This is a genomic window from Streptomyces sp. NRRL S-920, assembly GCF_000717945.1.
In the GTDB taxonomy this organism is placed as follows: domain Bacteria; phylum Actinomycetota; class Actinomycetes; order Streptomycetales; family Streptomycetaceae; genus Streptomyces; species Streptomyces alboniger.
In genome coordinates this window covers 25,210-51,002 of record NZ_JODF01000078.1, presented here as the reverse complement: position 1 = coordinate 51,002, position 25,793 = coordinate 25,210, and the positions used below count along the sequence as shown (strand labels likewise).

The window sequence follows — 25,793 nt, the reverse complement described above, 5'->3', positions numbered from 1 at the left end:
CGCCAGAAGCCCCCGCACCTCCCCCGCCGCCGCCTCCACGACCGCCTCCGCGCCCGCGCCGAAAGCGAGGGGAGCGTGGCGTTCGGCGACCACCGTGCCCGTCAGGTCGACGAGGACCGCCGTCAGTTCGTCGCGGTCCAGGTGGAGGCCGACCGCGTGGCCCGCCTCGGGGACCAGGCGCAGGACCGTACGCGGCTTGCCGCCCGTCGAGGCGCGGCGGCCCGCCTCCGCGGCCAGGCCCTCGGCCCGCAGCCGCGCGGTGATCTTGCTGACCGCCTGCGGGGTGAGCCCGGTGCGCTCGGCCAGCTCCAGGCGGCTGATGCCCGCCTCGCCCGCCCGGCGCAGCAGATCGAGCACCAGCGCGGCGTTGTGGCCGCGCGGCGCCGCCGACAGGTTCACTCCGGGGTTCGCCCTGTTCACGTACGACTTCACCTGCCCATTGTCCCCTCCGCTTGCACTTTGGCAACACGGTTGCCAAAGTGGACGCATGACTGCGAAAGCGACTGACACCGGCACGGGAACGGAAAGGGGCACGGGAACGGGCACGGGAACGGGTACCGGAAATGGCACCGGCTCCCCCCTCCGCGTAGGCCTCATCGGCTACGGCCTCGCGGGCTCCGTCTTCCACGCCCCGCTGATCGCCGCCACCGAGGGCCTCGTCCTCGACACGGTCGTGACGTCGAACCCCGAGCGGCAGGCGCAGGCCCGCGCCGAGTTCGGTGACGCCCTGCGCTGCGCGGAGTCGGCCGACGAGCTGTGGGCGCGGGCGGATGAGCTGGACCTGATCGTCGTCGCGTCCCCGAACAAGACGCACGTATCGCTCGCCACCGCCGCCCTCAAGGCGGGCCTGCCGGTCGTCGTCGACAAGCCGGTCGCGGGCACCGCCGCCGAGGCCCGTGAGCTGGCGGCCCTCGCCGACGAGCGCGGCCTGCTCCTGTCCGTCTTCCAGAACCGCCGCTGGGACAACGACTTCCGCACGCTGCGGCAGCTGCTCGCGGACGGCGAGCTGGGCGACGTATGGCGCTTCGAGTCCCGGTTCGAGCGGTGGCGGCCGCGCCCCAAGGGCGGCTGGCGCGAGTCCGGCGACCCGGAAGAGATCGGAGGTCTCCTCTACGACCTGGGCAGCCATGTCGTCGACCAGGCCCTGGTCCTCTTCGGCCCGGCGGTGAGCGTGTACGCCGAGTCGGACGTCCGCAGGCCCGGCGCGGAGGCCGACGACGACACGTTCATCGCGGTCACCCACGCCAACGGCGTCCGCTCGCACCTGTACGTGAGCGCCACCACCGCCCAGCTCGGCCCCCGCTTCCGCGTCCTCGGCTCCCAGGCGGGTTACGTGAAGTACGGCCTCGACCCCCAGGAGGCGGCCCTGCGCGACGGCGGGCGCCCCGCGACGCGGAGCCCCTGGGGCGTGGAGGCCGAGTCGATGTGGGGCCGGGTCGGCTCCGGGGAGTCCCCGCTGACCGGTGGCGGCCGCCCACTCCCGACACTGCCGGGCGACTACCCCGCGTACTACGCCGCGATCGCCGCCGCCCTGCGCGGCACCGGCGAGAACCCCGTCACCGCGCTCCAGGCCGCCGAAGCCCTGGACGTCCTGGAGGCGGCGCGTCGCTCGGCCCGCGACGGTGTGGCGGTGACGCTGTGACCGCCGCCGCCCCCGCCCCCGCCGAAGCCCCTTCCCTCGACGAACTCCGGTCCCAGGAACGCCGCCTGGTGCTCCCCCGCTTCACGTACGACGACGCGTGGGCGCTCGGCAACCTCCTGGTGGAGCTGGCCCGCGAGCGCCGCGCCCCGGTGGCGATCGACATCACCCGGAACGGCCAGCAGCTCTTCCACGCCGCGCTGCCCGGCTCGACCCCGGACAACGACGCCTGGACAGCCCGCAAGCGCCGCGTCGTCGAACGCTACGGCTGCTCCTCCTACCTGGTCGGCGCCCGCTTCCGCGCCAAGGGCACGACCTTCGAGGCCTCCTCCCGCCTGGACCCCGACACGTACGCGGCCCACGGCGGCGCGTTCCCGCTCGCGGTCGAGGGCGCGGGGGTCGTCGGGACGGTGGCGGTGTCGGGGTTGCCGCAGGTGGAGGACCACGCGTTGGTGGTGGCGGCACTGGAGCGGTTCATCGCCACCTGAACCGCCCTCGGCCCGAAGGAAAGCCGGCCCCGCACGGAACCGGGAAGTCGCCGGGTTCTCGTGCGGGGCCGCTCACAGCGCGTGCGCCGTCAGACTCGGTTCAGGGTGTACGTACCCGTACCGTCCTGCCTGCCGCTGGAGTACTGGCGTATGGACTCCCCGTCCGCGTACCGGTCGTGGCCCATCATCGAGCCGGTGTACTTGTTCTGCACACCGATCTTCGAGCTACCGGGCACATCACGGTAGATGTAGAACCGCTGGAGGTCGTCCTCCCTGCACGGGGACTCCATCATCAGGGGCGTCTGATCGGTGCCCGCGTTCTGCGGGAAGATGTTGGCGCATGCCTGGTTGCCCAAGTTCCACAGGGTCGCCTCCATGACCCCGTCGCGCTCCGTCACGTTGCACAGGCGCCACTGGTCCAGGTTGCCGCTGAAGATCGTCGAGGGCCGCAGGCGGACACTGTCGGCCCTGAGGTGCGGCGCGCCCCAGGAGAGGGGCCTGCCGGGTACGGTGATCCTGTACAGCTCGGACCCGCAGCTGAGGTCGGCCTTCGCGATGGGCGCGCCGGCCTTCGCGCCGGGCCCGCCGGCCTTGGGCTCTCCGGCGACCTTGGGCTGTCCGGCGGCCTTGCCACCGGTGGCGGCCTGGCGCTGCGCGAGGCGGTCCCGCTTCTGCTTCGCCGTAGGCGGCACCGCACCCGCCGGGCGCTCGGCCTTCGCGGCGGGCGAGCCGCAGTCGAGGAGGCCCTGCGCCTTGGCCATGATGCTGTTCGCGGGCACGCTGTCCTGGCAGCGCACCGCGCCTTCCTCCAATGTGGTGAAGGTGGTGAAGTTGCCGCCGCCGGGGCCCTCGATCCACTTCAACGCCCAGCCGCCGCCGCTCTGTTGGACGCGGTTGCAGTTCAGGCTCGCGTACGTACCGGTGACCTTCTTGGTGCCCTTGTAGACGCCGTAGTAGCCGGGCTGGTTGAAGTTCCACGTGACCGCGTTCGACTCGGTGCTCGTGGAGGAGGCGTCGACCTTCACGCTCAGCCCCAGGCTCGCACCGGCGGCGGTGAGGGTCTGGACGGGGAAGCTGCCCTCGAGACCGCCGGTGGCGCCGACGGAGACCGAGATGACCGTCTGGGTGCTGGTGGTGACGGAATGGTTGCCGGTGGTGCCCTCGGTGACGTACCAGCCCTTGAAGTGGGTGATCGTCGGGGAGACTTCGGTGGACTTGATGTACGGCTTGCGGGTGCCGAGGTCGGCCGCCGTACAGGTGTCGCCGGGCCGGGCCGTCGTGGCGGCAGCCGGTGCGGCGGTGGGTGCCGCGGCGGCCGGTGAGGCGGCGAGGCTCATGGCGGTGACCGCCAGGGTGGCCGCCGTGGCGGTCACCGCCGTGAATGATCTGCCGAAGCGGCTTACGGGCCCTATGGAGCGCAGCATTGCCTGTTTCCCCCTGGTGCCTGGTCCTGTGTGCGCGGTCGGGGGTGAATGTAGCGGCCACGGGGGGTGGGGGCGTGAGCCCCGAACTAGCCACAACGGATCACGGAGAGGCTTGTTCCGCCCTGTCGCGACCTATCAGGGCTGGTGGGGGGTACCGACGGGGCGGCTTGCGCGCAGGGCCGATGATCCTCGGGGCGGCTTGCGCGCGAGGCCGCTTACGCGTCCTTCAGCTGCTGCCGCTGTCGCCCGAGCCCCTCGATCTCCAGCTCCACGACGTCCCCCGCCCGCAGATACGGCTTCGGCTCGGGCTGCCCCATGGCCACGCCCGCCGGCGTACCGGTGTTGATGACGTCACCGGGGTAGAGCGTCATGAACTGGCTTACGTAACGCACCACTTCGGCCACCGGGAAGATCTGCTCGGCGGTCGTTCCGTCCTGCTTCAGCTCGTCGTTGACCCAGAGCTTCAGGGACAGCGCCTGCGGGTCCGGCACCTCGTCGGCGGTGACCAGCCAGGGGCCCAGCGGGTTGAACGTCTCGCAGTTCTTGCCCTTGTCCCAGGTGCCGCCCCGCTCGATCTGATACTCCCGCTCGGACACGTCGTGCGCCACCGCGTACCCCGCGACATGCGCCAGCGCCTCCTCGTGCGACTCCAGATAGCGGGCCGTACGTCCGATGACCACGGCCAGCTCGGCCTCCCAGTCGGTCTTCACCGAGCCGCGCGGCACCAGGACGGTGTCGTCGGGGCCGATCACCGTGTCCGCCGCCTTGAAGAAGATGACGGGTTCGGCGGGCGGCTCCGCGCCCGTCTCGCGGGCGTGGTCGTAGTAGTTGAGCCCGATGCAGACGACCTTGCCGATCCGCGCGACCGGCGGCCCGACGCGCAGGCCGTCGGCCGCGAGAACGGGCAGCTCACCGGAGTCGGCGGCGGCCCGTATCCGGCCGAGCGCGTCCGCGTCGGCGAGCACCGTCCCGTCGATGTCCGTGACGATCCCGGACAGGTCCCGCAGCACCCCTTCGGCGTCGAGCAGCGCCGGGCGCTCGGCCCCGGCCGTACCGACTCGCAGCAGCTTCATGGTCGAACTCCATTCCTTCGGTAGCCCGGCCGATGGGGTGCGGCCATCGGAGGTTTGGCCGATCCTCCAAGGTCGCTGTCCACTCCGCAATACCCCGTTCACGTACTGGACCCTTACTGGGGGGTAGCCAGGGGCACTCGGGAGCCGCCTCCCCGGAGGGCCGCCTCCACCCACCCGGACGACCGTCTCCAGCTACCCGGCCACGGACGCGAGGGGCGCCCCGTTCGGCATGTCCCGGTACAGCGCCGCCCGCTCGACCGCGCTCCAGGTCGTGCTGGTCACCACGTACAGCGCGGCGGCGAGCGGCACGAACCCCACGGTGAACAGAGTCATGAACGACATCAGCGGCATGATCTTGGTGATCGTGTCCATGCCCGGCACCTGCTGGTCACCGTTCTGAACCGGCGGGTTGGCCGCGAGCTGCCGCTTGGTGCGCCCGTAGTTGAACGTGGCGACCGCGGCGACGATCACGAAGAGCACCAGGTAGACCAGGCCCTGGGCCCCGAAGAGCCCGCCGTGGGCCAGCGCGTCCGCCCACCGGCCACCGAGCGGCGCGGAGCCGAGGGTGTGGTCGAGCAGCCCTCCGGACCCGCCCACGCCGGAGCCGGAGCCGGAGCTGGAGAAGAGGTGGTAGAGCAGGAAGAAGGCGGGCAGCTGGAAGAGACTCGGCAGGCACCCGGAGAGCGGCGACACCTTCTCCTCGCGGTGCAGTTCGAGGACCGCCTTCTGGAACCGCTCCGGGTTCTTGCCGTGCTTCTTGCGCAACTCCGCGACCTGCGGCGAGAGCCTGGCGCGCGCCTTCTGACCACGGGCCGAGGCGCGCGAGAGGGGGTGGACGAGGAGTCGTACGCAGGCGGTGAAGAGGACGATCGCGGCGGCGGTCGCCGAGCCGTGGAACACCGGGTCGAGCAGGTCGGCGAGGTGCGCGACCAGGTCCGCGAACACGGACATGAGTGCGGAGAAGAGATCGGACATGGAGAAGCCCTCCGAGGGTTCCGTCGTGCCGGGAGAAGAGGTCGACTCGGCGGTGTGCGGAGTCGACTCGGCGTGACGGCCCACGAGGGGCACGGGTACGGGTGTGCGGGTCCCCTACGCGGCCGTCGGGAGGGAACGGCCGGGTGCTCGGGGGCGCCTGCGGCCCCGGGCGTCGGGGTCGCGCTGGGGCAGGAAGGCGGTGCGCCGTTCACGGTCGCGGATGGCGGTGCGCACTCGGGTGCGGGGCACGGCGGGGGCGCAGCGCGCGGCGATCACGGAGCAGACGGCGAGCGCGGACCCCGCGGCGGCGGTCGCGGCGAGCGCGACGGCGGCGGTGAGGCTGCCGGTGTCGACGAGGACGACCTCGACGAGCAGGAAGAGGAGGAGCAGGGCGGGGCGCGCGGCGGCTTTCCAGCCACGGATCAGCTCGTGCACCGTCGGTCCCCCTCTCGCTCCTATTGCCCGGCGCCGTGCGCCACTGCGGCACGGCACGGCCCGTACAACTGTACGTACATCTCGTACCGCCCGTTATACAGGATCGGCCGTGTCCGACTGAAGGAGCGGGCGGGGCGCGACCGGCGGCCCGCCCACGTACCTGAACCGCATGCCGGCATGTCGGCATCCCGCACGCCCCCCGTACGACAGGCGCGCCCCTCCCCACAATCCACGGCGTACGCGGCACTGACGGAACGAGCCGGGGCCCTCCTGCAAGTGGCCCGCTCAGCAGTACGGTGTCCCGTATGCGCCCCGACAAGCCTGCCGCCGCCGACCACGTCGAAGCCGACCACATCGCCGAAGCCGCGCGCCTGGAACGCACGGCCGGCCTGTACCCGGAGGACGCGGAACAACTGCTCCTCCAGGCCGCCGCCCACCTCGAACTGGCGGGCGCCCGCGACCGCGCGACAGCGCTCTACGACCGCCTCCTGTCCGCGGACGCCGAGCGTCCCCCGGCCTCCCCCCTTCTCATCCGCGCCCTGAAGGCCTCGAACCTCTGGGAGTACGGCCACGAGGCGGAGGCCCGCGCGATCATCGACGGAGTCCGCGCGACGGCTCCGCGGGACCCCGCGCCGTGGGTGATCGTGGCGGAGTCACTCGAATCCCACGACGAACTGGAGCAGGCGCACGCCACGTTCACGGAGGCGGCCGCCCTCCTGCTCCCCCCGGAAACACCGGATCCCCCGTACGCGACGCACCCCCTCCTCTTCGGCCGCCACCGCGTACGCCGCATGCTGGGCATGGACCACGACGCGTGGGACGCCCTGGCGGACCGCATCTCCACGTCTCCCGTCCCCCTGGACGAACTGCACGACCCGAAGCGGACGTGGTCCCTGGGCTCGGAGAACCCGGCGGAACTCCGCGCGGAGATCACCCGCCTCCAGGCGGAGCTGGGCTCGTACAGGCAGGCCCTGTCCCGCCCCTTCCCGGTGGCGATCCTGCACTGGCCGGCCCCGGAACTGACAGAACTCCTGACGGCGTACCCGTCCCTCACCGCCGAATACCCCTCCCACGAGGAGCACTTGGCGACCATAGAGTCCTCCCTACGCGAACTCTCCGCGTCCGGAACCCCCAACTTGGGCATCGTGACCGGCACAGTCCCGTCCTACGAGGCCTTCGCCGCCTCAGAGGGCACGTCCCCGGAGGAGCCGTCCCTGCTTCCCCAGTACGCGACAACACTGGCGGCGCGGGGGCGAGCAGCGGGGTGGCCGCCGGAGCGGGGGGCGGAGTGCTGGTGCGGTAGCGGGGTTGTGTACGGCGAGTGTCACGGCGCGCAGTAAGGCGGCTATTTACCCGCTCCGTTTCCCTTCGACATAGAGGACACCACCATTCCCAGCTACAGCGCTTTAACCGCCTACCCGCACCAAAAGGACATGCTTGAGCGCCTAGAAGTGGAGCGCTCGGTTCGGAACCGCCATCGCAACCTTCTGGTCGCCGCGACCGGAACCGGGAAGACCGTCATGGCCGCGCTGGACTACGCACGCCTCCGCGATAAGGCAGGACACCACCCGAAGCTTCTTTTTGTCGCCCACCGCAGGGAGATCCTCGATCAGTCACGTCGCACGTACCGGACAGCGCTCGACGACCCTGAGTTCGGCGAGCTTCTCTATAGCGGCGAGATACCTAAAGAGTGGAATCATGTATTCGCGAGTGTCCAATCCCTGAACGCTCGGGCGCTAGATCGCCTAGCATCGGATCATTTCGATGTCATCGTCATCGACGAGTTCCACCACGGGACCTCCCCCACGTACCGCAAGATCCTCGACTACTTCACACCTCAAGAACTTCTTGGGCTCACTGCGACACCTGAGCGCATGGATGGAAAGAACATCCAAGACGAGTTCTTTGATGGGCACATCGCGGCCGAGATGAGGCTGTGGGAGGCTCTGGAGAACGAACTGCTCAGCCCTTTCCGCTACTACGGCATTAGCGATACCACTGACCTTAAGTCGGTGGAGTGGAAACGTGGCGCTTACGACGTAGCTGCCCTTAGCAACATCCTTACGGGTAATGACGTACGAGCCCGTCTTGTCGTGAAATCAGTTCGAGAGAAAGTCAGGAACCCCCGCACCATGCGTGCGCTCGGTTTCTGCGTCTCCGTGTCACATGCGCGCTTCATGGCTGGCCACTTTGAGAGGTTTGGACTCAACGCTGTCGCCCTTTCTGGCGAATCACCACAGGACGAGCGGAAGCAGGCGCTTAAATCCCTTAAGTCCGGCGATGTCCAAATCATCTTCTCTGTCGACCTCTTCAACGAGGGGCTGGACATACCGGACGTGGACACGATTCTGCTTCTCCGCCCGACAGCAAGCTCCACAGTGTTCCTCCAGCAGCTGGGTCGCGGGCTCCGCCGAACAGCAAGCAAGGATCACTTGACTGTTCTGGACTTCATTGGGCAGCACCGTAAAGAGTTCCGCTTCGAGAATCAATTTCGCGCTCTGACGAACCTCACACGGAAGCGCCTCATTGACGGTATCGAGAACGACTTCCCGCTCCTCCCTTCGGGCTGCGAAATCATCCTGGAACCGAAGGCCAAGCAGACCATCATTCAGAACATTCAGGACCAGATCGGCGTTAACGTAACGACGCTGGCCCGAGAGGTATTCTCCTACGGGGAGGTGCGACTCACCACCTACTTGGAGGAAAGCGGCCGCGAAATCAAGGAGATTTACCGCGGCGGCAACGGAAATTCCTGGACCACGCTGCTACGCCGGTCGGGGCTCCGCACCGACATCGCTCCCGATGGGGAGCGAAACCTACTCAAGCGCGTTCCGTCGTTCCTTCATATCGATGACAGCGAGCGCATCGGCGCGTACAAGCTACTCCTGACAGACAACCCACCCGCGTACGACAGTTTGTCCCCACTTCAGCAGGGTTACGCCCGCATGCTCTTCTTTAACCTGTGGGACAAAGCAGGGGGTTTCTCCTCTTATCAGGAGGGGCTGTCCTCGCTAGGCGAGCAGAAGGCCCTTCGTGATGAACTCCACCAGGTCCTCGATCACTGCCTGGCCACAGCAGACCATTTTCCGCTCTCCCTAGCAGGTGCACACAGCGGCCTCCCGCTCAAGGTGCACAGCTCATACAACCGCTCCGAGATCCTGGCTGCTCTTGGCGTGGCGCGTCTCGGCGGTCAGATGCCAGGCTCATTCGCTCAAGGCGTAGTGGACGCCAAGGAAGTCAACTCCGATGCCCTCTTGATTACGCTAGAGAAGGACGATAAAGACTTCTCCCCCACCGTCCGCTACCGGGACTACGCGATTGACCCGACCCACTTTCACTGGGAATCGCAGAGCACAACCGACGAGGATTCCACTACCGGCCGGCGCTACCGTGAACACTCCCAGCGCGGAAGTCACATCCTGCTCTTCGTCCGTCGATACAAGAACTCGGACATCGGGGGCCCAGCACCCTGGATGTTCCTGGGACCTGCCCGCTACATCTCGCACGAGGGCACCAAGCCCATGGCGATTACGTGGGAGTTGGAGCAGGAGATGCCGGCGGATGTGTGGACGTACTCCGCGGCGCCAGCGAAGTGACTGAGGCGGCCAGTGCGGAGGGGACGACCATGGGTCCTGTTGCCCTCTCCGCATCGGCTGTCGCGAAGATCTCTCCTGAGGCAGGAAACCGCGCGGCTCGTCTGGACTAACTGGCAGCCTGGCTTGGGGCGCGCACAACCGCTCCTGCACGTTCAAGGAAGAGAGCGTGTGCGTGTGTCATCGCCTGATTGGCCTGGTCCCAGCGATTCCACTCGGGGCGCGCTCCTCCGCGAGTTGCCCCACCGCTGCCCTGCGCCAACCTGAGAGCTTGCGTCGCGTCGATAGTGGCTACGGCAAGTGCGTGTGCCAACCGAATCACCTCTTCCGGCCCCCAGAGAGCGATCTGCCGCGTGCACTTTTGGAGGGCCAGGCTCCTCTCTGCGAGTTCATCGCGCGCCTCGTCCGTGAGACGACCACCGGCTCTTATTCCCGGCGCAGCTCTCGCCAGCGTGTCCTCGACCGCGGACTGAGCATCGAGCAGTCGCCCGTAAGCCTGTTGCCGTTGCCCGCGTACCCACTGCAACTGCTCAGCAGCCGCCTGGCCTGCAATCTGCAACCTTGCTGCCTCAACTGCCTTAGAACCACCGATCTTTGCTCCTCGCACTGCCAATACTCCACCGGCGATGGCACCGGCGACCGCCCCCAGCAGCCCGACGCCACCAGCCAGTACCGCAGCTATTCCCTGATCCATGCCCCCATCGTCTCGCCCTTACCTCGCCTAGCCAACGCGCAACGCTGGGCCCATCATTGCCCTGAGTGGAGCAGCCTCAGAGGGGCGGTCTAATCTCTAGCCCATGACGACATCCGCGCCGACGATCTTGCCTGGAGACATCCGAACGCGCGCGGAGATCCGTGAACATCTAGGAGGGAGCCCGCAGGGCGGGATTTGTCCCTCTGATGTGAAGAGGACCGTTGTGCTCTTCTCGGACATCGACGCCGGGAAGCAGTACGGGTACCGCGATGGATGGTTGGCGGAGGAGGACGACCTCGGCCCTGTCTTCACTTACACAGGTGCGGGCACCCGGGGCGATCAGACCTTCGGCGGCCTCTTCGGCAAAGGGAACTCAGCTGTCCTGGACCACGCGGCGCGTGGACGCACACTCCACTTGTTCATAGCCGAGGGGAAGGTCCCTGGTTCGGGAGCTCGACTTCACCGGTACGTTGGTCCGTTCGCCGTCGATGAGCGCGAGCCCTATCACCTGCGGCAGGCTCTTGACGAGAACCAGCGAGAGCGAAGCGTCATCGTCTTCCGTCTGCGACCGATCGGCGAAGTTTACCGCTCCGAGGCGCACATGCTCCCAAGAGCAGGGAGTACTAGGCCTATCTTCCTTCGCGCGAGGGAAGCCACGCGGTTGGCTCGGGCGCAGCGCAGGCAGCGGCGTCAGCAGCGTCACCAGACGCCCGAGGATGTCGTTGCGCAGCGACGGGATGAGTTGAGCGAGAGCTACGAGAGTCAACTACACCAAGCGGGCCATTCCGTCGGATATCTCCAAGTGGATGTCAAAGACAAGACTTCCACCCTGATCACCGACCTCTATGACGAAAGCGACAACACCCTGTACGAGCCGGCAGGGAGCACGTCGCGCGAAGCGATCCGGGGAGCCCTCGCACAGCTCTTGGATCTCAGTCGCTATCTGCGCACCATGGAACACAGCCAGCCGCTGCGGCTCATGGTTCTCTCTCCTGAGCTCCCCGACGCCGACATCCGGGAGCTCCTTGATGAACACGACGTCGGTGTTATTTATCAAACCGAGGACGGGGGGTTCTCTGAGTTCCAGAGTGAACGAAACGCTCAGGGCCGCCGAAGAGGACCTGTCCCCCAGTGCGCCGAATGCCCAGCCTTGGTACGCAGGTGAGAAAGTCGATCCCCGGCGTGACAACACCGTCGGGCCGGCCGCTACCCGCGAGGAGAGGACGAACCCTTGCCCTACGCCCCCGAGAACGCCCAAGACCGCAAGTTTCTCGATCTGGCCATCGCTCACTCCCGCCGCTCACTCACCGACGGCAGTACGAAGAAGCCCTTCGGTGCCGTCGTCGTCGTGGACGGGGACGTGGTGGGCGAGGGGGCGAACTCCGTTGTCGAGGCGTGTGATCCGACCGCGCACGCCGAGGTCGTGGCTCTGCGTGACGCGGGGCGGCGGCTCGGGACGTACCTCATGGAGAACGGCACGCTGTATTCGAGCAGCGAGCCCTGCCCCATGTGTCTCGTCGCCTGTTACTGGGCCGGGATTCCGCGGCTCGTCTACGGCGCCACCAGTCACGACGCCGCGGTCAACGGGCATGAGGATCTGCGGTTCTATCGGGAACTCGCGCTGCCCAACGCCGAGCGGCGGATGCTGGACGAGGTGGCCGTCGACGGTGCGCCCCGCTCGGCCGCCGTGGATGTTCTCGCCGCGTGGGCGGCGGCGCAGCCCGGCCCCGTGGAGCCGAAGTTCTGACGCATCCCGCTCCCCGGTTTCCGGTCGCCGCGCGTTAGCCTCGGGCCAAGAGGCAAACCGAGAGGCGGGGCGAGCATGGCGAGGATTCCGGGAGCGGTCGTGGCGGCGAGTGGGCTCATCGGGGGGTACGGCGTCGCCCGGTTCACCAAGAAGCGGCCCCTCGGAGGGATCGTGCTCGCCGCTGCCGGAGGCGTCGCCGCCCGGCAGTGGCAGCAGGCCGCCGGAGGGAGGACCGCCGCCGCGCTCAGCGCCGCGTACGTCGCCGCGTTCGCCGGGTCGCACCCCCTGGCCAAGAAGGTGGGGGCCTGGCCGTCCGTCCTCGGGGTCTCGGGGGCGGTCGGCGTCGCCTCGTATCTGCTTGCCGACCGGCGGGGCTGAGGCGGCCCGAGGGGGCGGGCGGAGTCAGCGGGTCGAGCCCCTGAACGCCCCCCGGTAGACCCCCGGCGCCACCCCCACCCCCGCCGCGAAGTGCTGTCTCAGGGACGTCGCCGTGCCGAAGCCCGACTCTGCGGCGATGCGGTCGATCGTGTGGTCCGTGGATTCCAGGAGTTCGCGTGCCCGGTCCACCCTGCGCTGCGTCAGCCACCGCATGGGCGTCAGGCCCGTCTCCTCGCGGAAGCGGCGGCTGAACGTGCGTACGCTCATCGATTCGACCGCCGCCAGGTCGGCCAGGGTCAGGGGGTCCGCCAGGCGGGTCAGGGCCCAGGCTCGGGCCGTGCCGGTCGACGCCAACCGCGGTTCCGTCAGCGGGCGTTGGATGTACTGGGACTGGCCGCCCTCCCTGTGGGGCGGTACGACGGTGCGGCGCGCCACCTCCGCCGCGATCGCCGCGCCGTGGTCGGAGCGGATCAGATGCAGGCACAGGTCGATCCCCGCGGCCTCGCCCGCCGAGGTGAGCACCTCGTTCTCGTCCACGTAGAGCACGTCCGCGTCCACCTTCACCTCCGGGAACCGCCGCGCGAAGCGGTCCGCCGAGAGCCAGTGGGTCGTCGCCCTGCGCCCGTCCAGGAGGCCCGCCGCCGCCAGGACGAACGCGCCCGTGCAGATGGATGCCACCCTGCGGCCCTCCCGGAGGGCCAGTGCCGACACCAACTCCGGTGGCAGGCCGCCCGGTTCCAGTTCCTCGTCGCTCTCGTGCGACGCCGGGACCAGAACCGTGTCCGCCGCCGCGACCACGTCCAGGCCGTGCTCCGCGTAGATCGGGAAGTCCGCGTCCGTGCGGATCCTGCCGGGGCGGGGCGCGCACGTGCGTACGTCGTAGAGGGCGTCGCCCGAGGGGGAGCGCGCCGTGCCGAGCAGCTGGTGGACCAGGCCCAGCTCCATGGGCAGTACGCCATCCCTGACCAGGATCGCCACAGTCGCGGCCCCGGCCGCAGCCCCGCTCCGCCGCCGCCCCGCCCCGCTCACCCCGCCTTCACCGCAGACAGCGGCTCCGCGATGTCCTCCAGCGAACGCCTCTCCGCCTTCACGGCGAACGCCGCCGCCACCAGGCCCGCCGCGCACATCAGGCCCGCCCCGATCTGGAACGCGAGCACCGTGTCGCCGACCACGCCCGACTCGGTCAGCTTGGCGAAGATCAGGGGGCCGCTGATGCCGCCGGCCGCCGTGCCGATCGCGTAGAAGAAGGCGATGGCCATGGCCCGGGTCTCCATCGGGAAGATCTCGGAGACCGTCAGATACGCGCTGCTCGCGCCCGCCGACGCGAAGAACAGGACCACGCACCAGCACGCCGTCAGCGTCGCCGCGCTGAGCGAGCCCCGGTCGAACAGCCAGGCCGTGAGGAAGAGCAGCACACCGGAGACGATGTACGTCGACGAGATCATGATCCTGCGGCCCACCGTGTCGAAGAGCTTGCCGAGGAAGAGCGGGCCGAGGAAGTTGCCCGCGGCGATGACGGCGAAGTAGTAGCCCGTGCTGCCCGAGGGGACATCGAAGAACTTGGTCAGGATCGCGCCGAAGCCGAACGTGATCGCGTTGTACAGGAACGCCTGTCCGACGAAGAGGGAGAGGCCGAGGACCGCCCGCTTCGGGTAGTCGCGGAAGACCGTCCTCGCGATCAGGCCGAAGCCGATGCTCTTGCGCTGGTGGATGGTGATCTCGCGGTCCGGCGGCGGCAGCGGCTCGCCCTTCTCCGCCTCGATCTCGCGCTCCACCGACGACACGAGTTCCTCCGCCTTCTCCCCGTGTCCGTGGATGAGCTGCCAGCGCGGGCTCTCCGGGACGTGGCGGCGTACGAGGAGGATCACCAGGCCGAGTACGACGCCGAGGGCGAAGGTCAGCCGCCAGCCGAGGTCCTTGGGGAAGATGTCGGTGTTGAGCATGACGACGGACAGCAGTGAGCCGCCGATCGCGCCGAGCCAGTAGCTGCCGTTGATGATGAGGTCGACGCGGCCCCGGTACTTGGACGGGATCAGCTCGTCGATGGCCGAGTTGATGGCCGCGTACTCGCCGCCGATGCCGAAGCCGGTCAGGAACCGGAAGAGGAAGAACCACCAGGCGTCGAAGGAGAGCGCCGTGAGCGCGGTGGCAGCGAGGTACACCGCGAGGGTGACCATGAAGAGCTTCTTGCGGCCGTACTTGTCGGTGAGCCGGCCGAAGAAGAGCGCCCCGGCGCAGGCCCCCGCCACGTACAGGGCCGCCGCGATGCCGGTGACCTGCGCCGAGGAGATGGCCAGACCGCTGCCCTCCTCGGAGAGGCGGCTCGCGATGTTGCCGACGGTGGTGACTTCCAGGCCGTCCAGGATCCAGACCGTGCCGAGGCCTACGACGATCATCCAGTGCCAGTGGGACCAGGGGAGGCGGTCGAGGCGGGCGGGCACGGCGGTGGTGACGGTGGCCTCGGCTCCGGAGTCCGGGCCGGGGCGGGGCTCCGGCTCGGGGGGCGGCGGCGTTGCGGGCGTGGACGACGCGGTCATGGCGGGCGGCTCCTTCCGCTGTTCCCACGTCGCCGTACTGCCGCGCGCTTGCCGGGCACTGCTGGTCGCGCCGCGCGGGCGACGGCTCCCTCGGCACTGAGCGAGCTACTCCAGAGTGCCCGGTAAACGCTTCCTCACGCGCGCCGGGTCCGCCGGATGATCACCGGCCGCCTGCCCCGCTCACCCCACGAACACCCGCGACACCGCGTAGATCGCGAGCCCCGCGAGGGAGCCGACCACCGTGCCGTTGATCCGGATGAACTGGAGGTCCCGCCCGATGTGCGCCTCGATCTTCTTCGAGGTGTGCTCCGCGTCCCAGCCCGCCACCGTGTCGGTGATGAGCGAGGTGATCTCGTCGCGGTAGGTCGTGACCACGTAGACGGCCGCGCCCTCGACCCAGCCGTCGACCTTCTGCTGGAGCCGCCCGTCCTGCGCCATCCGCGAGCCGAGCGAGAGCAGCGAGGCCCGCACGCGCAGTCGCAGTTCGCTGCGCTCGTCCTCGGCGGCGGCCACGATCATGGACCGTACGGCCGACCAGGCGGAGGCGATCAGGTCCTGCACCTCGCCGCGCGCCAGGATGTCCCCCTTGAGGCGCTCCACGCGCGCGCGGGTGTCCGAGTCGGACTGGAGGTCGGCGGCGAAGTCCGCGAGGAAGCGGTCGACGGCGCCGCGCGCGGGGTGCTCGGGCATGTCCCGCATCTCGGTGACGAAGCGCAGCAGTTCCTTGTAGACGCGCTCGCCGACCCGCTTGTCGACGAACCGCGGGGTCCAGCCGGGCGCCCCGCCCTGGACCGCGTCCATCACGGAGTCGGCGTGCTCCACCAGCCAGTCGTGCGCGCGTACGCAGACGAGGTCGACGACCCTGTGGTGGCCGCCGTCGGCGACGATCTTCTCCAGCGTCTTCCCGATGCCGGGCGCGATCTCCTGGGCGTCGGCGCGGCGCGTGATGGCCTCGCCGACGACGGCCTGGACGTCCGAGTCGCGCAGGACGGTCAGGGCGCCGCGCAGCGCCGTGGCCAGCTCTGCGGTGACGCGGTCGGCGTGCGCGGGCTCGGCGAGCCAGGTGCCGAGGCGGGCGCCGATGCCGACGGCGCGCAGACGGCCGCGGACGACGTCGGCGGAGAGGAAGTTCTCCCCCACGAAGTCGCCGAGGGAGGCGCCCAGCTGGTCCTTCTTGTTCGGGATGATCGCCGTGTGCGGGATGGGCAGGCCGAGGGGGTGGCGGAAGAGCGCCGTCACCGCGAACCAGTCGGCGAGCGCGCCGACCATGCCGGCCTCGGCCGCGGCGGCGACGTAACCGGCCCAGGTGCCGGCGCCCGAGTGCTGCGCCCACTTCGCGAGGACGTAGACGACCGCGACGAATACGAGCAGCCCCGTCGCCGTGATCTTCATCCGGCGTACGCCGCGCCGCTTCTCCTCGTCGGCGGGGCTGTACGTGAAGCCGCCCGGAGCCACGGGGCCCCGCGGGCCGGAGAAGCCCCCGGCCGCTGCTCCGAACGGCGTACCCGCGCCCGCCTTGCCCGCCTTGCGCGCCTTGTCCGGTTCAGACTTGTTCTCCGCGTTTGCGCTCTCCACTCACTCCACCTGGCCCGTTCGCCTCGTCCTCATCCGCATTGTCCCCGCGTCCTGTGTTCTCCGTCCCTTCCCCCCTACTCCTGGAACGAACGACAAGTTCCCGGCGTCGATATGAGCAGAGGGGGGCAGTGTCGGCCGCCTCACGGCCCATGCCGCATCATGGGGTGATCACACCGGAGCCTCGGGGCTCCCCCTGCCCGAGGAGAAAGAGCCCGCATGACCAAGCGTCACGGTTATGCCCTTCTCGCCGCGGTCATCGCGGTCATAGTGGTGATTTCCGCCGGTATATACGTCGGCGTCGCCGGCACCGACGACAGCTCGCGCGACACCATCGGCGCGGGTCCGGGAGGCTCCCGCAACTCCGCCGACCCCGCCTCCTCCGGCACCTGGGTCGGCTCCTGGTCCGCCTCGCCCGCGGGGTTCGAACCGGGCACCGGACGCAAGGGGTTCGCCGGCCGCTCCATCCGCAACGTGGTGCACACCAGCGTCGGCGGCGAGAGCGCCCGCATCACCCTGTCGAACCTCTACGGAACCACGCCGCTGAGCGTCACGCACGCCTCCATCGCGCTGGCCTCCGCGTCGAACGCCCCGGCCGTCGCGCCCGGCACGCTGCGCCGCCTCACGTTCAACGGCAACACCTCGGTGGTCATCCCGCCGGGCGCCCAGGCGATGAGCGACGCCGCCCGCCTGCGCGTCCCGCACGACGCCGACCTGCTGGTCACGACGTACTCGCCGACGCCCTCGGGCCCGGTCACCTACCACCCGCACGCGCGCCAGATCAGCTATGTCGCCGAGGGCGACCGCACCGAGGACCCGGCCGGTGACGCGTACACCGAGCAGAGCCCGTTCTGGCGCTACCTCTCCGCCGTGGACGTGCTCAGCAACGAGACCGACGGCACCGTCGTGGTCTTCGGCGACTCCATCACCGACGGCATCTCGTCCACGATGGGCGCCAACCGCCGCTGGACCGACGTCCTCGCCGACCGGCTGCGCGCCGAGTCGGGCGCGCCGCGCTACGGCGTGGTGAACCAGGGCATCAGCGGCAACCGCATCCTCTCCGACGGACGCGGGCGGCCCGCGGCGAACCCGAGCGGGCTCTCCCGCTTCGACCGTGACGTCCTGGGCCGTACGGGCGTCAAGGCCGTCGTCATCGCCCTCGGCGTCAACGACATCCTGCGCAACCCGCACCAGAACAACGCGGACCGCATCGTCGAGGGCCTGCGCGAGCTGACCCGCCAGGCGCACACGCGCGGGCTGCGGGTCGTCGGCGCGACGGTGATGCCGTTCGGCGGGCACCGCGGTTACGGACCCGCTCTCGAAGCGGTGCGCCAGGGCGTGAACGAACAGATCCGCTCGGGGAAGGTCTTCGACGAGGTCGTCGACTTCGACCGGGCGCTGCGGGACCCGTACGACCCGCGCAAGCTGCGGGAGCGGTACGACTCCGGGGACCATCTGCACCCCTCGGACGCGGGGTTCCGCGCGATGGCGGAGGCGTTCGACCTCTCGCATCTGAAGGGTTCGGCGGCGGCCGAGCTGTAGTGGTCCCCCGCGCCCCGTGCGGGGCGCCTCAGTCCAGCCCCTTGCGCCGCTCCAGCTTCTCTCTTCGCCGCTCCTCCTTGAGGCGCAGCTTCTCCGCCTTGCGGAGTTTGCGGTCGACGCCCACCCCGCCCATCAGGGCGAAGCCCTTGACGACCACGCGGGGTGAGCCGGGCGTGCCCAGGCCGGTCGCCCTGTCGTCGAAGCCGCCCATGATGCCGAAGCCCTTGACCACCACGTTCAGCTCCTGGGGCACGATGACCTGGAGCCCGCCCATGATGGTGAAGCAGCGGATCTCCACGTCGCGCTCCGCGAAGTAGGCCTCGCGCAGGTCGATCTCGCCGCCGCCCCACATCGCGAACGCGGTGAACTGCCGCCCCACCGTCCAGCCGCCCTTGCGGCTGAAGCCGCTCCAGAAGGCGAAGCCGCCGGTCGAGGTGGGCTCGTGGTCCACCATCCGCGCGGCCCAGTCGATGGCCGCGGGGTCGCCGCTCTCGGGCCGCTTCACCATGGAGACCTTGGCGCCGTGCGCCGGCAGGTCGCGGGTGAGCGGCTCCAACTCGCCGTACGTACGGGCCTTGTACGCGGCGTCGAGGCGCTCCTCGAACTCCGTCATGTCGAGGCGGCCCTCGGCCATCGCGTCCCGCAGTACTTCGGCGACCCGCTCTCGGTCGGCGTCGGAAGCCCGCAGCTCGGGGAGTTTCTCACTCATGGGGGGAAGCCTACGAGGTCGCCTTCTCCGCGTACATCTTGGCGATGACCGCCTCGATGTCCGGTTCCCTGATGGAGAGATCGGCCATCGGGTACCGCGCCGCGATCCGCGCGACAAGCGGAGCCGCCGACTCCGCAGCGGGGAAGGCCAGCCACTGGCGCGGGCCCTCCACCTTCACCACCCGCGCCGACTCCACCTCCATGGGCGGAAGTTCGCGCTCCAGATCCACCACGAGGGTGCGCTCGCTCTCCCCCACCTCGTGCAGACCGGCGAGCGGACCGTCGTACATCAGCCGCCCGTGGTCGATGACCATCACGCGCTCGCACAGCTGCTCGATGTCGGTGAGGTCGTGCGTGGTGAGCAGGACCGTCGTGCCGGACTCCGCGTTCAAGTCCCGCAGGAAACCCCGCACCTTCGCCTTGCTGATGACGTCCAGGCCGATCGTCGGCTCGTCCAGGTACAGCACCTCGGGGTCGTGGAGCAGCGCCGCCGCGATATCGCCCCGCATCCGCTGCCCGAGCGAGAGCTGGCGCACGGGGACGTCGAGCAGGGCGCCCAGTTCGAGGAGTTCCACGCACCGGTCCAGGTTCTCGCGGAAGCGGGTGTCCGGGATGCGGTACATCCGGTGCATCAGGCGGTACGAGTCGATCAGCGGCAGGTCCCACCACAGCGTCGTGCGCTGGCCGAAGACCACGCCGATGCGCTGGGCGAGCCTCGTCCGCTCCCGCGAGGGGTCGATGCCCGCGACCCGAAGCCGGCCGCCGCTCGGCGTGAGGATCCCGGTCAGCATCTTGATCGTCGTCGACTTGCCCGCGCCGTTCGGCCCGATGTAGCCGACCATCTCGCCGCGCGGCACGGTGAAGGAGATCCCGTCGACGGCCCGCACCTCGTGCCGCTCGCGCCGCAGGAACCCCGTCTTCCTGCGTACGTCGAAGACCTTCTCGACGCCCTCCAGTTCGATGAGGTCGGTTGTGTCCACGGCGGTTCAGCTCCCTGTGCTGCGGTAGGAACGAAGGCCCGCGCGCCAGGCGAGACCGGCGAGGGCGAGGCAGGCGACGGCGACCGACGGGGGCGTGAAGGCCGTCCACACCGGCAGGTCGAGGGGGTAGGGCCGGCCCAGGACGTAGAGGGCGGGCAGCCAGTTCACGAAGGCCAGCGGCAGTACGAAGGTGACGCCCCGCACCAGGTCCTTGGCGAAGACCGAGGGCGGGTACTGGAGCAGCGTCGTGCCCCCGTACGTGAAGGCGTTCTGCACCTCCGCCGCGTCCTGCGCCACGAACTGGAAGGCCGCGCCCGCCACGAACAGGGCCGCGAAGATGCCCGCGCCGCTGACCAGCATCAGCGGCACCAGCAGGACCTTCAGCGGGCTCCATGCGATGTCCAGGACCACGAGCGCGTACGTGAGGACGAGCGCGCCCTGGGTCAGCCGCCCGAGCCGGTGCAGCCCGAACCGGTCGGCGGCGACCTGCGCGAGCACCGGGGCGGGCCGCACCAGCAGGGTGTCGAGCGTGCCGTCGCGCACCCGCTTGCCGAGCCGGTCCATGGATCCGAGGGACAGGTCGGCGAGCCCGAACGCGGTGCAGGAGGCGCCGTACAGGAAGGCGATCTCCGGCAGCGAGTAGCCGCCGAGCCGGTCCACCTGGGAGAACATCAGCAAGATCGCCGCGAAGTCGAACGCGGTCACCGCGAAGTTGCCGAGCGCGGTCATCGCGAAGGAGAGGCGGTAGGCCATGAGGGAGCGGATCCACATGGCGGAGATCAGCCGGTAGGCCCGCAGCCCGGAGCGCACCCGCGCCAGGCCGGTGTGCGGGTCGAGGTCAGCCACCCTGGACCACCACCCGGCGGGTCGCCGCGGCCTGGAGCAGCCGCCCGGCCGTCAGCAGCGCCGCGGCCCAGCCGAGCTGGAAGACGTATGTCCGTATCAGGCCAAGACCCGTGGACCTGCCCAGGAACACATCGGCGGGCACCTGGAGCAGCGCCGACCAGGGCAGGGCGCGGGCGACCTCGCCGAGCGCTCCGGGGAAGACGTTCAGCGGCAGCAGCATCCCGGAGAAGAAGGTGCCCGCGAGCATCGTCACCTGCGTGACGCCCGCGCCGTCCAGCAGCCAGAACGCGGTCAGCGCCACCAGGAAGCGCAGCGCGAAGCCGACCACCGCGCCGAACACCACGGCCAGCAGGAACGCCGCCCAGCGCAGCGGATCCGCGGGCAGCGCGAGCTGGAAGACGAGCGCGCCGACCGCCATCGGCACGACGCCGCGCCCGAGCAGCTGGAACAGGGCCCGGCCCAGATCGCTCGCCAGCCACCAGGCCTGGAGGTCCGCGGGCCGGTACAGGTCGACGGCGATGTCGCCGGTGCGGATCCGCTCGATCAGCTCGCCCTCGAAGCCGCCGCCCATCAGCGCCATCACCGTGAGCAGCGCCTGCCCCAGCCAGACGAACGTGATCGCCTGCTCCTGGTCGTATCCGCCGAGGCCCGGCCGCTCGTCCCAGAGCGCGATGTAGGTGTACGCGAGGATGAGCCCGAAGACCGTGTTGGTGAAGACTCCCGCCGCGGTCGCGACCCGGTAGGTGGCGTACCGGCGAAAGCTTCCCCGGGCGACGGCCGCGTACAAACGGAACCGTCCTGTACGCACACGCATCCCTTTCACAGTGGGCCTCGCCCCGCATCGGGCCGAAGCGCAGGATCGTAGTGTGATCGGGGCCACTCGCGCCAGGCATTTTCGGTGCGGGGGCGCGTGCCGGGTGCCGACGCGTGGGTGGCAGTGTGCAATGGGGTCTACGAGGCGTACTGGACGTACGACGCAAACCGGGAGTTCCGCAAGACATGAGTGACGAGCCGCAGCAGCAGGGCCCTGCCGGGCAGGGCGGCGGGGCCACCAAGACCGGCAAGGCCAAGAAGCCGGGGCGCCCCAAGCGCAAGGGCTGGCGGCGGATCTTCCCGACCTGGCGCATGGTCCTCGGCGGCTTCATCCTGCTGGTCCTGCTGGTCGGTGGCGCCTTCATGGCGGGCTACATGCTGGTCGAGATCCCCCCGGCGAACGCCGCCGCGACCAAGCAGAGCAACGTCTACCTGTACGCCGACGGCTCCGAGATCGCCCGCGACGGCGAGGTGAACCGCGAGAAGGTGCCGCTCAAGCAGATCCCGCTGCACGTCCAGCGCGCCGTGCTCGCCGCCGAGGACCGCGACTTCTACGGCGAGTCCGCGGTCGACCCGAAGGCGATGATCCGCGCGGCCTGGAACACCGTCACCGGCAAGGGCAAGCAGTCCGGCTCGACGATCACCCAGCAGTACGTGAAGAACTACTACCTGGGCCAGGAGCAGACCGTCTCGCGCAAGGTGAAGGAGTTCTTCATCTCCATCAAGCTGGACCGCGAGGTGAGCAAGGACGAGATCCTCTCCGGGTATCTGAACACCAGCTACTTCGGCCGCAACGCGTACGGCGTGCAGGCCGCCGCCCAGGCGTACTACGGCAAGAACGTCAAGGAACTCTCCACCGCCGAGGGCGCCTACCTCGCGACCCTCCTCAACTCCCCCAACGCCTACGACGTCGCCACGCACCCCGAGAACAGGCAGCGCGCGGCGGGCCGCTGGAACTACGTCCTCGACGGCATGGTCAAGGAGGGCTGGCTCGGCAAGTCCGAGCGGGCCGGGATCAAGTTCCCCGTGCCCGACGAGGCCAAGGGCGCGGCGGGCCTGTCCGGGCAGCGCGGCTATGTCGTCAAGGCCGTCGAGGACTACCTCACCGCCAACAAGATCATCGACGAGGAGACCCTCGCCAAGGGCGGCTACCGCATCACCACGACCCTCCAGAAGGACCGCCAGGAGGCCTTCAAGAAGGCCGTCGACGAGCAGGTGATGTCGAAGGTCGACAAGAAGGCCCGCAAGGCCGACCGCAACGTCCGCGCGGGCGGCGCCTCGATCGACCCGGCCACCGGCAAGGTCGTCGCGATGTACGGCGGCATCGACTACACCAAGCAGTACGTCAACAACGCCACGCGCCGCGACTACCAGGTCGGCTCCACCTTCAAGCCGTTCGTGTTCACCTCCGCGGTGGAGAACGGCTCGGTCACCCAGAGCGGGCAGCCCATCACCCCGAACACCGTCTACGACGGCACCAACAAGCGGCCCGTGCAGGGCTGGAGCGGCGGCACGTACGCCCCCGAGAACGAGGACCAGGTCTCCTACGGCAACACCACGGTCCGCGAGGCCACCGACAAGTCCGTGAACTCGGTGTACGCGCAGATGGCCGTCGACGTCGGCTCCGACAAGGTCAAGGAGACCGCGGTCGCCCTCGGCGTCCCGGAGTCCACGCCCGACCTCACCGCCTCCCCGTCCATCGCGCTCGGCCCCGCCACCGCCAGCGTCCTCGACATGGCCGAGGCGTACGCGACGCTGGCCAACCACGGCGAGCACGGCACGTACACGCTCGTCGAGAAGATCACCAAGGACGGCGAGAAGATCGGCCTGCCGGAGCAGGACACCAAGCAGGCCGTGACCCGCGAGGCCGCCGACACCACCACCTCCATCCTCCAGAGCGTCGTCCAGGGCGGCACCGGTACGGCCGCCCAGGGAGCGGGCCGGCCCGCCGCGGGCAAGACCGGCACCGCCGAGAACGACACGGCCGCCTGGTTCGCCGGATACACCCCCGACCTGGCGACGGTGGTCGCCGTCATGGGCCAGAATCCGGAGACCGGCGCGCACACCCCGCTGTACGGCGCGCTGGGCGAGTCCCGCATCAACGGCGGCGCCTACCCGGCCCGCGTCTGGGCGCAGTACACCAAGGCCGCCCTGGAGGGCGAGCCCGTCAAGGACTTCGACCTGGAGCTGTCGCAGGGCGCGGACGTGCCGGTGGTACCGGACCCGGCCACGGGCGGCACCCAGGACCCGGGAACCGACGGCGGCGCCACCACGGGCGACCCCACGGACGGCGGCGCGACGGACGGCGGGCCCACCGACGGGGGCGCCACCACCGGCGGCCAGGACACCGGCGGCACCACCACGGACGGCGGCCAGGACCCCGGCGGGCAGACCGGGAAGCCGAGAGCTTGGGGGAGTTGTCAACCGACGACAACGCCGCAGTGATGGGGTCTCCCCTGCTCGAGCGAAGCCGAGAGCTTGGGGAAGTGCCAGACACCGCGGCCCGCGGCATGATCCGCCGGACAGGCCCTAGGGCGTGTCGCCGCCGGGCGGGGTCAGTGTCCCGAGGTCGCCTTGAGCCCGACCACGGCCACCAGCAGCAGGCAGACGAAGAAGATCCGCGCGGCGGTGACGGGCTCTCCCAGGACGACCATGCCGAGCACCGCCGCACCGGCCGCGCCGATGCCGACCCACACGCCGTACGCGGTGCCGATGGGCAGCGACTTGGCGGCGTACGACAGGAGCATCATGCTCGCGACGATGCCCGCGCCCGTGAACACGCTGGGCCACAGCCGCGTGAACCCCTCGGTGTACTTCATCCCGATCGACCAGCCCACTTCGAGCAGACCGGCGACGATCAACAGAACCCAGGCCATGACGGCACCTCCGACGAGAAGGAACGCTCAGCGCGTTACCTGATGGGGGTGCGTCGTCTTTGCGATAACCCGGTACGGCGCGTCTCGTCGGGGTGGTTCCACGGTAGCAAACCGCGCTACAGGTACAGGCCCGTCGAGTCCTCGGAGCCCTCGAAGCGGTCGGCGGCCACGGCGTGCAGATCGCGCTCGCGCATCAGGACGTACGCCACGCCCCGCACCTCGACCTCGGCGCGGTCCTCCGGGTCGTACAGGACCCGGTCGCCCGGCTCGACCGTACGGACGTTCTGCCCGACCGCGACCACCTCGGCCCAGGCGAGCCGCCGGCCCACGGCCGCGGTCGCGGGGATCAGGATGCCGCCGCCGGAGCGGCGCTCGCCCTCGCTGGTGTCCTGCCGCACGAGCACGCGGTCGTGCAGCATCCGGATGGGCAGCTTGTCGTCGTGGTGGGTCTTCTCGCTCACAGCACCGAACCTACCTGCCCCGGGGCCGTCCGCGGCCCTCCGGGTCGGGTATGCGGCCCCTGGGTCAGCTGTTGCGCCGCCGCGAGGTGAGAACGAGCAGGCCGACGACGCCCACGGCGACCAGGGCCACCGGGACGATCCGCTCGACGCGGGGCGAGCCGTCCTCCCCGAGGAACCGGCCCTTCACGTCCGAGACGAATCGGTTCGCCCCGACATAGGCCCGGCCCAGGGAGTTGTCCACGCCGGCGACGACCCTCGCCTTCGCGTCACCGACGACCGTCTTCGGGTGGACGCGCACCCCGATCTCGTCGAGCGTCTCGGCCAGCTGGTCGCGCCGACGCTTGATGTCCGCCTCGATCTGCGCAGGGGTCCTGGCATCCGACACCGCGCTGCCTCCGTGGTCGTATCGACTATGTGGACGTGAACTGTCACCACAGTCTGTCAGCTTCACGCGCGCCGCACCCCACGGCACCCCTATTACGCTCGACTCCGTCACCACACCTTTTGTGTACGCCCCCCGCGAGGAGACCGAAGATGAGCGAGCGACTTCAGCCCGGCGACACCGCCCCCGCCTTCACCCTGCCCGACGCCGACGGCAAGGACGTCTCGCTGGCCGACCACAAGGGCCGCAAGGTCATCGTGTACTTCTACCCGGCCGCCCTGACCCCCGGCTGCACCAAGCAGGCCTGCGACTTCACCGACAACCTCGACGTGCTCGCGGCGGCCGGGTACGACGTCATCGGCGTGTCGCCGGACAAGCCGGAGAAGCTCGCGAAGTTCCGCGAGAAGGAGAGCCTGAAGGTCACGCTGGTCGGCGACCCCTCCAAGGAGACCCTGGAGGCGTACGGCGCCTTCGGCGAGAAGAAGCTGTACGGCAAGACGGTGACCGGCGTCATCCGTTCGACCGTCGTGGTCGACGAGCAGGGCAAGGTCGAGCACGCGTTCTACAACGTGAAGGCGACCGGCCACGTGGCCAAGATCATCAGGGACCTCGGCGTCTGAGCCGTTCCGG

General features: G+C 69.7%; 24 protein-coding genes, 1 pseudogene and 1 riboswitch. Of the genes and pseudogenes, 10 read left to right on the top strand and 15 right to left on the bottom strand.

Annotated features, from left to right (window positions below):
• On the bottom strand, window positions 1-432 hold a 432-nt coding region (locus IG54_RS0133505), incomplete at its 3' end, for a MarR family transcriptional regulator (RefSeq protein WP_030793564.1).
• Window positions 433-487: 55 nt separating this feature from the next.
• Here IG54_RS0133505 and IG54_RS0133500 point away from each other — a divergent pair.
• Together IG54_RS0133500 and IG54_RS0133495 are read left to right on the top strand one after the other, a co-directional pair.
• Window positions 488-1,642 carry a Gfo/Idh/MocA family oxidoreductase gene (locus tag IG54_RS0133500; protein ID WP_078594817.1) on the top strand — a complete coding sequence of 385 codons (1,155 nt, stop codon included), beginning with the start codon at window positions 488-490 and terminating at the stop codon, window positions 1,640-1,642.
• Window positions 1,639-2,127, top strand: coding sequence for a heme-degrading domain-containing protein (locus IG54_RS0133495; protein WP_030793559.1), 489 nt, complete (start codon window positions 1,639-1,641; stop codon window positions 2,125-2,127). Before IG54_RS0133500 ends, IG54_RS0133495 begins: the two co-directional genes overlap by 4 nt.
• An 89-nt stretch (window positions 2,128-2,216) precedes the next feature.
• On the opposite strand, the gene IG54_RS0133490 is transcribed toward IG54_RS0133495, so the two are convergent.
• The 4 genes from IG54_RS0133490 to IG54_RS0133475 all read right to left on the bottom strand — a co-directional run bounded on the left by IG54_RS0133490 (window position 2,217) and on the right by IG54_RS0133475 (window position 6,034).
• Window positions 2,217-3,551, bottom strand: a complete 1,335-nt coding sequence (locus IG54_RS0133490) for a hypothetical protein (RefSeq protein WP_106977153.1) — start codon at window positions 3,549-3,551, stop codon at window positions 2,217-2,219.
• Window positions 3,552-3,766: 215 nt separating this feature from the next.
• Complete coding sequence (locus tag IG54_RS0133485; protein ID WP_030793553.1) at window positions 3,767-4,624, bottom strand: fumarylacetoacetate hydrolase family protein; 858 nt, start codon at window positions 4,622-4,624, stop codon at window positions 3,767-3,769.
• A gap of 192 nt (window positions 4,625-4,816) precedes the next feature.
• Complete coding sequence (locus IG54_RS0133480) at window positions 4,817-5,575, bottom strand: YidC/Oxa1 family membrane protein insertase (protein WP_030793550.1); 759 nt, start codon at window positions 5,573-5,575, stop codon at window positions 4,817-4,819.
• A 138-nt stretch (window positions 5,576-5,713) separates the two neighbouring features.
• Complete coding sequence (locus IG54_RS0133475; protein WP_051820292.1) at window positions 5,714-6,034, bottom strand: DUF6412 domain-containing protein; 321 nt, start codon at window positions 6,032-6,034, stop codon at window positions 5,714-5,716.
• A 305-nt stretch (window positions 6,035-6,339) separates the two neighbouring features.
• Between IG54_RS0133475 and IG54_RS0133470 the strand changes: the two genes are divergently transcribed.
• From IG54_RS0133470 to IG54_RS0133450, 5 genes and pseudogenes are all read left to right on the top strand, one after another.
• Window positions 6,340-7,374, top strand: a complete 1,035-nt coding sequence (locus IG54_RS0133470; RefSeq protein ID WP_030793544.1) for an SEC-C domain-containing protein — start codon at window positions 6,340-6,342, stop codon at window positions 7,372-7,374.
• Between the two features lie 75 nt (window positions 7,375-7,449).
• Window positions 7,450-9,630: pseudogene (locus IG54_RS0133465) on the top strand (DUF3427 domain-containing protein); the annotation flags it as partial.
• Between the two features lie 794 nt (window positions 9,631-10,424).
• Window positions 10,425-11,486 carry a hypothetical protein gene (locus IG54_RS0133460; RefSeq protein ID WP_030793538.1) on the top strand — a complete coding sequence of 354 codons (1,062 nt, stop codon included), beginning with the start codon at window positions 10,425-10,427 and terminating at the stop codon, window positions 11,484-11,486.
• Window positions 11,487-11,552: 66 nt separating this feature from the next.
• Entirely contained in the window at window positions 11,553-12,068 is a 516-nt protein-coding gene (locus IG54_RS0133455; RefSeq protein WP_051820291.1) for a nucleoside deaminase, read from the top strand.
• Between the two features lie 75 nt (window positions 12,069-12,143).
• Window positions 12,144-12,446: a hypothetical protein gene (locus IG54_RS0133450; protein ID WP_030793534.1), complete on the top strand. Its 303-nt coding sequence runs from the start codon at window positions 12,144-12,146 to the stop codon at window positions 12,444-12,446.
• Window positions 12,447-12,470: 24 nt separating this feature from the next.
• On the opposite strand, the gene IG54_RS0133445 is transcribed toward IG54_RS0133450, so the two are convergent.
• The 3 genes from IG54_RS0133445 to IG54_RS0133435 all read right to left on the bottom strand — a co-directional run bounded on the left by IG54_RS0133445 (window position 12,471) and on the right by IG54_RS0133435 (window position 16,558).
• Complete coding sequence (locus tag IG54_RS0133445; protein ID WP_267883682.1) at window positions 12,471-13,475, bottom strand: GlxA family transcriptional regulator; 1,005 nt, start codon at window positions 13,473-13,475, stop codon at window positions 12,471-12,473.
• Window positions 13,472-14,983, bottom strand: coding sequence for an MFS transporter (locus IG54_RS0133440; RefSeq protein WP_078594811.1), 1,512 nt, complete (start codon window positions 14,981-14,983; stop codon window positions 13,472-13,474). Before IG54_RS0133440 ends, IG54_RS0133445 begins: the two co-directional genes overlap by 4 nt.
• Window positions 14,984-15,163: 180 nt before the next feature.
• Window positions 15,164-16,558 carry a DUF445 domain-containing protein gene (locus IG54_RS0133435; protein WP_030793527.1) on the bottom strand — a complete coding sequence of 465 codons (1,395 nt, stop codon included), beginning with the start codon at window positions 16,556-16,558 and terminating at the stop codon, window positions 15,164-15,166.
• A 216-nt stretch (window positions 16,559-16,774) separates the two neighbouring features.
• Here IG54_RS0133435 and IG54_RS0133430 point away from each other — a divergent pair, with 216 nt between their 5' ends.
• On the top strand, window positions 16,775-18,097 hold the full coding sequence (locus IG54_RS0133430) for an SGNH/GDSL hydrolase family protein (protein WP_030793523.1): 1,323 nt from the start codon (window positions 16,775-16,777) through the stop codon (window positions 18,095-18,097).
• Window positions 18,098-18,125: 28 nt separating this feature from the next.
• On the opposite strand, the gene IG54_RS0133425 is transcribed toward IG54_RS0133430, so the two are convergent.
• The 4 genes from IG54_RS0133425 to IG54_RS0133410 are packed head-to-tail and all read right to left on the bottom strand — an operon-like array spanning window position 18,126 to window position 21,445.
• Window positions 18,126-18,806: a DUF1707 SHOCT-like domain-containing protein gene (locus IG54_RS0133425; protein ID WP_030793520.1), complete on the bottom strand. Its 681-nt coding sequence runs from the start codon at window positions 18,804-18,806 to the stop codon at window positions 18,126-18,128.
• Between the two features lie 10 nt (window positions 18,807-18,816).
• Window positions 18,817-19,785: an ABC transporter ATP-binding protein gene (locus IG54_RS0133420; RefSeq protein ID WP_030793517.1), complete on the bottom strand. Its 969-nt coding sequence runs from the start codon at window positions 19,783-19,785 to the stop codon at window positions 18,817-18,819.
• Between the two features lie 6 nt (window positions 19,786-19,791).
• Entirely contained in the window at window positions 19,792-20,631 is an 840-nt protein-coding gene (locus IG54_RS0133415) for an ABC transporter permease (protein WP_030793514.1), read from the bottom strand.
• The gene (locus IG54_RS0133410) at window positions 20,624-21,445 is read right to left on the bottom strand and encodes an ABC transporter permease (RefSeq protein ID WP_030793511.1); all 822 of its coding nucleotides are present in this window, start codon (window positions 21,443-21,445) and stop codon (window positions 20,624-20,626) included. The genes IG54_RS0133415 and IG54_RS0133410 overlap by 8 nt, the downstream gene beginning before the upstream one ends.
• A 185-nt stretch (window positions 21,446-21,630) precedes the next feature.
• Between IG54_RS0133410 and IG54_RS0133405 the strand changes: the two genes are divergently transcribed.
• On the top strand, window positions 21,631-23,889 hold the full coding sequence (locus IG54_RS0133405) for a transglycosylase domain-containing protein (protein ID WP_078594809.1): 2,259 nt from the start codon (window positions 21,631-21,633) through the stop codon (window positions 23,887-23,889).
• A 110-nt stretch (window positions 23,890-23,999) separates the two neighbouring features.
• On the opposite strand, the gene IG54_RS0133400 is transcribed toward IG54_RS0133405, so the two are convergent.
• The 3 genes from IG54_RS0133400 to IG54_RS0133390 form a co-directional block, all read right to left on the bottom strand.
• Complete coding sequence (locus IG54_RS0133400) at window positions 24,000-24,320, bottom strand: DMT family transporter (protein WP_030793506.1); 321 nt, start codon at window positions 24,318-24,320, stop codon at window positions 24,000-24,002.
• A gap of 47 nt (window positions 24,321-24,367) precedes the next feature.
• Window positions 24,368-24,438, bottom strand: a riboswitch (guanidine-III (ykkC-III) riboswitch).
• Window positions 24,437-24,781, bottom strand: coding sequence for a GroES family chaperonin (locus IG54_RS0133395; RefSeq protein WP_030793504.1), 345 nt, complete (start codon window positions 24,779-24,781; stop codon window positions 24,437-24,439). (Overlaps the previous riboswitch by 2 nt.)
• Before the next feature lie 64 nt (window positions 24,782-24,845).
• On the bottom strand, window positions 24,846-25,166 hold the full coding sequence (locus IG54_RS0133390; RefSeq protein WP_030793502.1) for a DUF3618 domain-containing protein: 321 nt from the start codon (window positions 25,164-25,166) through the stop codon (window positions 24,846-24,848).
• Between the two features lie 149 nt (window positions 25,167-25,315).
• Here IG54_RS0133390 and bcp point away from each other — a divergent pair, with 149 nt between their 5' ends.
• Window positions 25,316-25,783 (top strand): thioredoxin-dependent thiol peroxidase, encoded by a 468-nt coding sequence (gene bcp / locus IG54_RS0133385; protein WP_030793501.1) that lies wholly within the window; start codon window positions 25,316-25,318, stop codon window positions 25,781-25,783.
• Window positions 25,784-25,793: the final 10 nt, after the last annotated feature.

What these genes read in the sequence shown, in the direction of transcription:
- IG54_RS0133500 (WP_078594817.1), top strand. Translation starts at nt 488, where the DNA reads ATGACTGCGAAAGCGACTGACACCGGCACGGGAACGGAAAGGGGCACG.
- IG54_RS0133490 (WP_106977153.1), bottom strand. Translation starts at nt 3,551, where the DNA reads ATGCTGCGCTCCATAGGGCCCGTAAGCCGCTTCGGCAGATCATTCACG.
- IG54_RS0133485 (WP_030793553.1), bottom strand. Translation starts at nt 4,624, where the DNA reads ATGAAGCTGCTGCGAGTCGGTACGGCCGGGGCCGAGCGCCCGGCGCTG.
- IG54_RS0133480 (WP_030793550.1), bottom strand. Translation starts at nt 5,575, where the DNA reads ATGTCCGTGTTCGCGGACCTGGTCGCGCACCTCGCCGACCTGCTCGAC.
- IG54_RS0133470 (WP_030793544.1), top strand. Translation starts at nt 6,340, where the DNA reads ATGCGCCCCGACAAGCCTGCCGCCGCCGACCACGTCGAAGCCGACCAC.
- IG54_RS0133460 (WP_030793538.1), top strand. Translation starts at nt 10,425, where the DNA reads ATGACGACATCCGCGCCGACGATCTTGCCTGGAGACATCCGAACGCGC.
- IG54_RS0133450 (WP_030793534.1), top strand. Translation starts at nt 12,144, where the DNA reads ATGGCGAGGATTCCGGGAGCGGTCGTGGCGGCGAGTGGGCTCATCGGG.
- IG54_RS0133440 (WP_078594811.1), bottom strand. Translation starts at nt 14,983, where the DNA reads ATGACCGCGTCGTCCACGCCCGCAACGCCGCCGCCCCCCGAGCCGGAG.
- IG54_RS0133430 (WP_030793523.1), top strand. Translation starts at nt 16,775, where the DNA reads ATGACCAAGCGTCACGGTTATGCCCTTCTCGCCGCGGTCATCGCGGTC.
- IG54_RS0133425 (WP_030793520.1), bottom strand. Translation starts at nt 18,806, where the DNA reads ATGAGTGAGAAACTCCCCGAGCTGCGGGCTTCCGACGCCGACCGAGAG.
- IG54_RS0133410 (WP_030793511.1), bottom strand. Translation starts at nt 21,445, where the DNA reads ATGCGTGTGCGTACAGGACGGTTCCGTTTGTACGCGGCCGTCGCCCGG.
- IG54_RS0133405 (WP_078594809.1), top strand. Translation starts at nt 21,631, where the DNA reads ATGAGTGACGAGCCGCAGCAGCAGGGCCCTGCCGGGCAGGGCGGCGGG.
- IG54_RS0133400 (WP_030793506.1), bottom strand. Translation starts at nt 24,320, where the DNA reads ATGGCCTGGGTTCTGTTGATCGTCGCCGGTCTGCTCGAAGTGGGCTGG.
- bcp (WP_030793501.1), top strand. Translation starts at nt 25,316, where the DNA reads ATGAGCGAGCGACTTCAGCCCGGCGACACCGCCCCCGCCTTCACCCTG.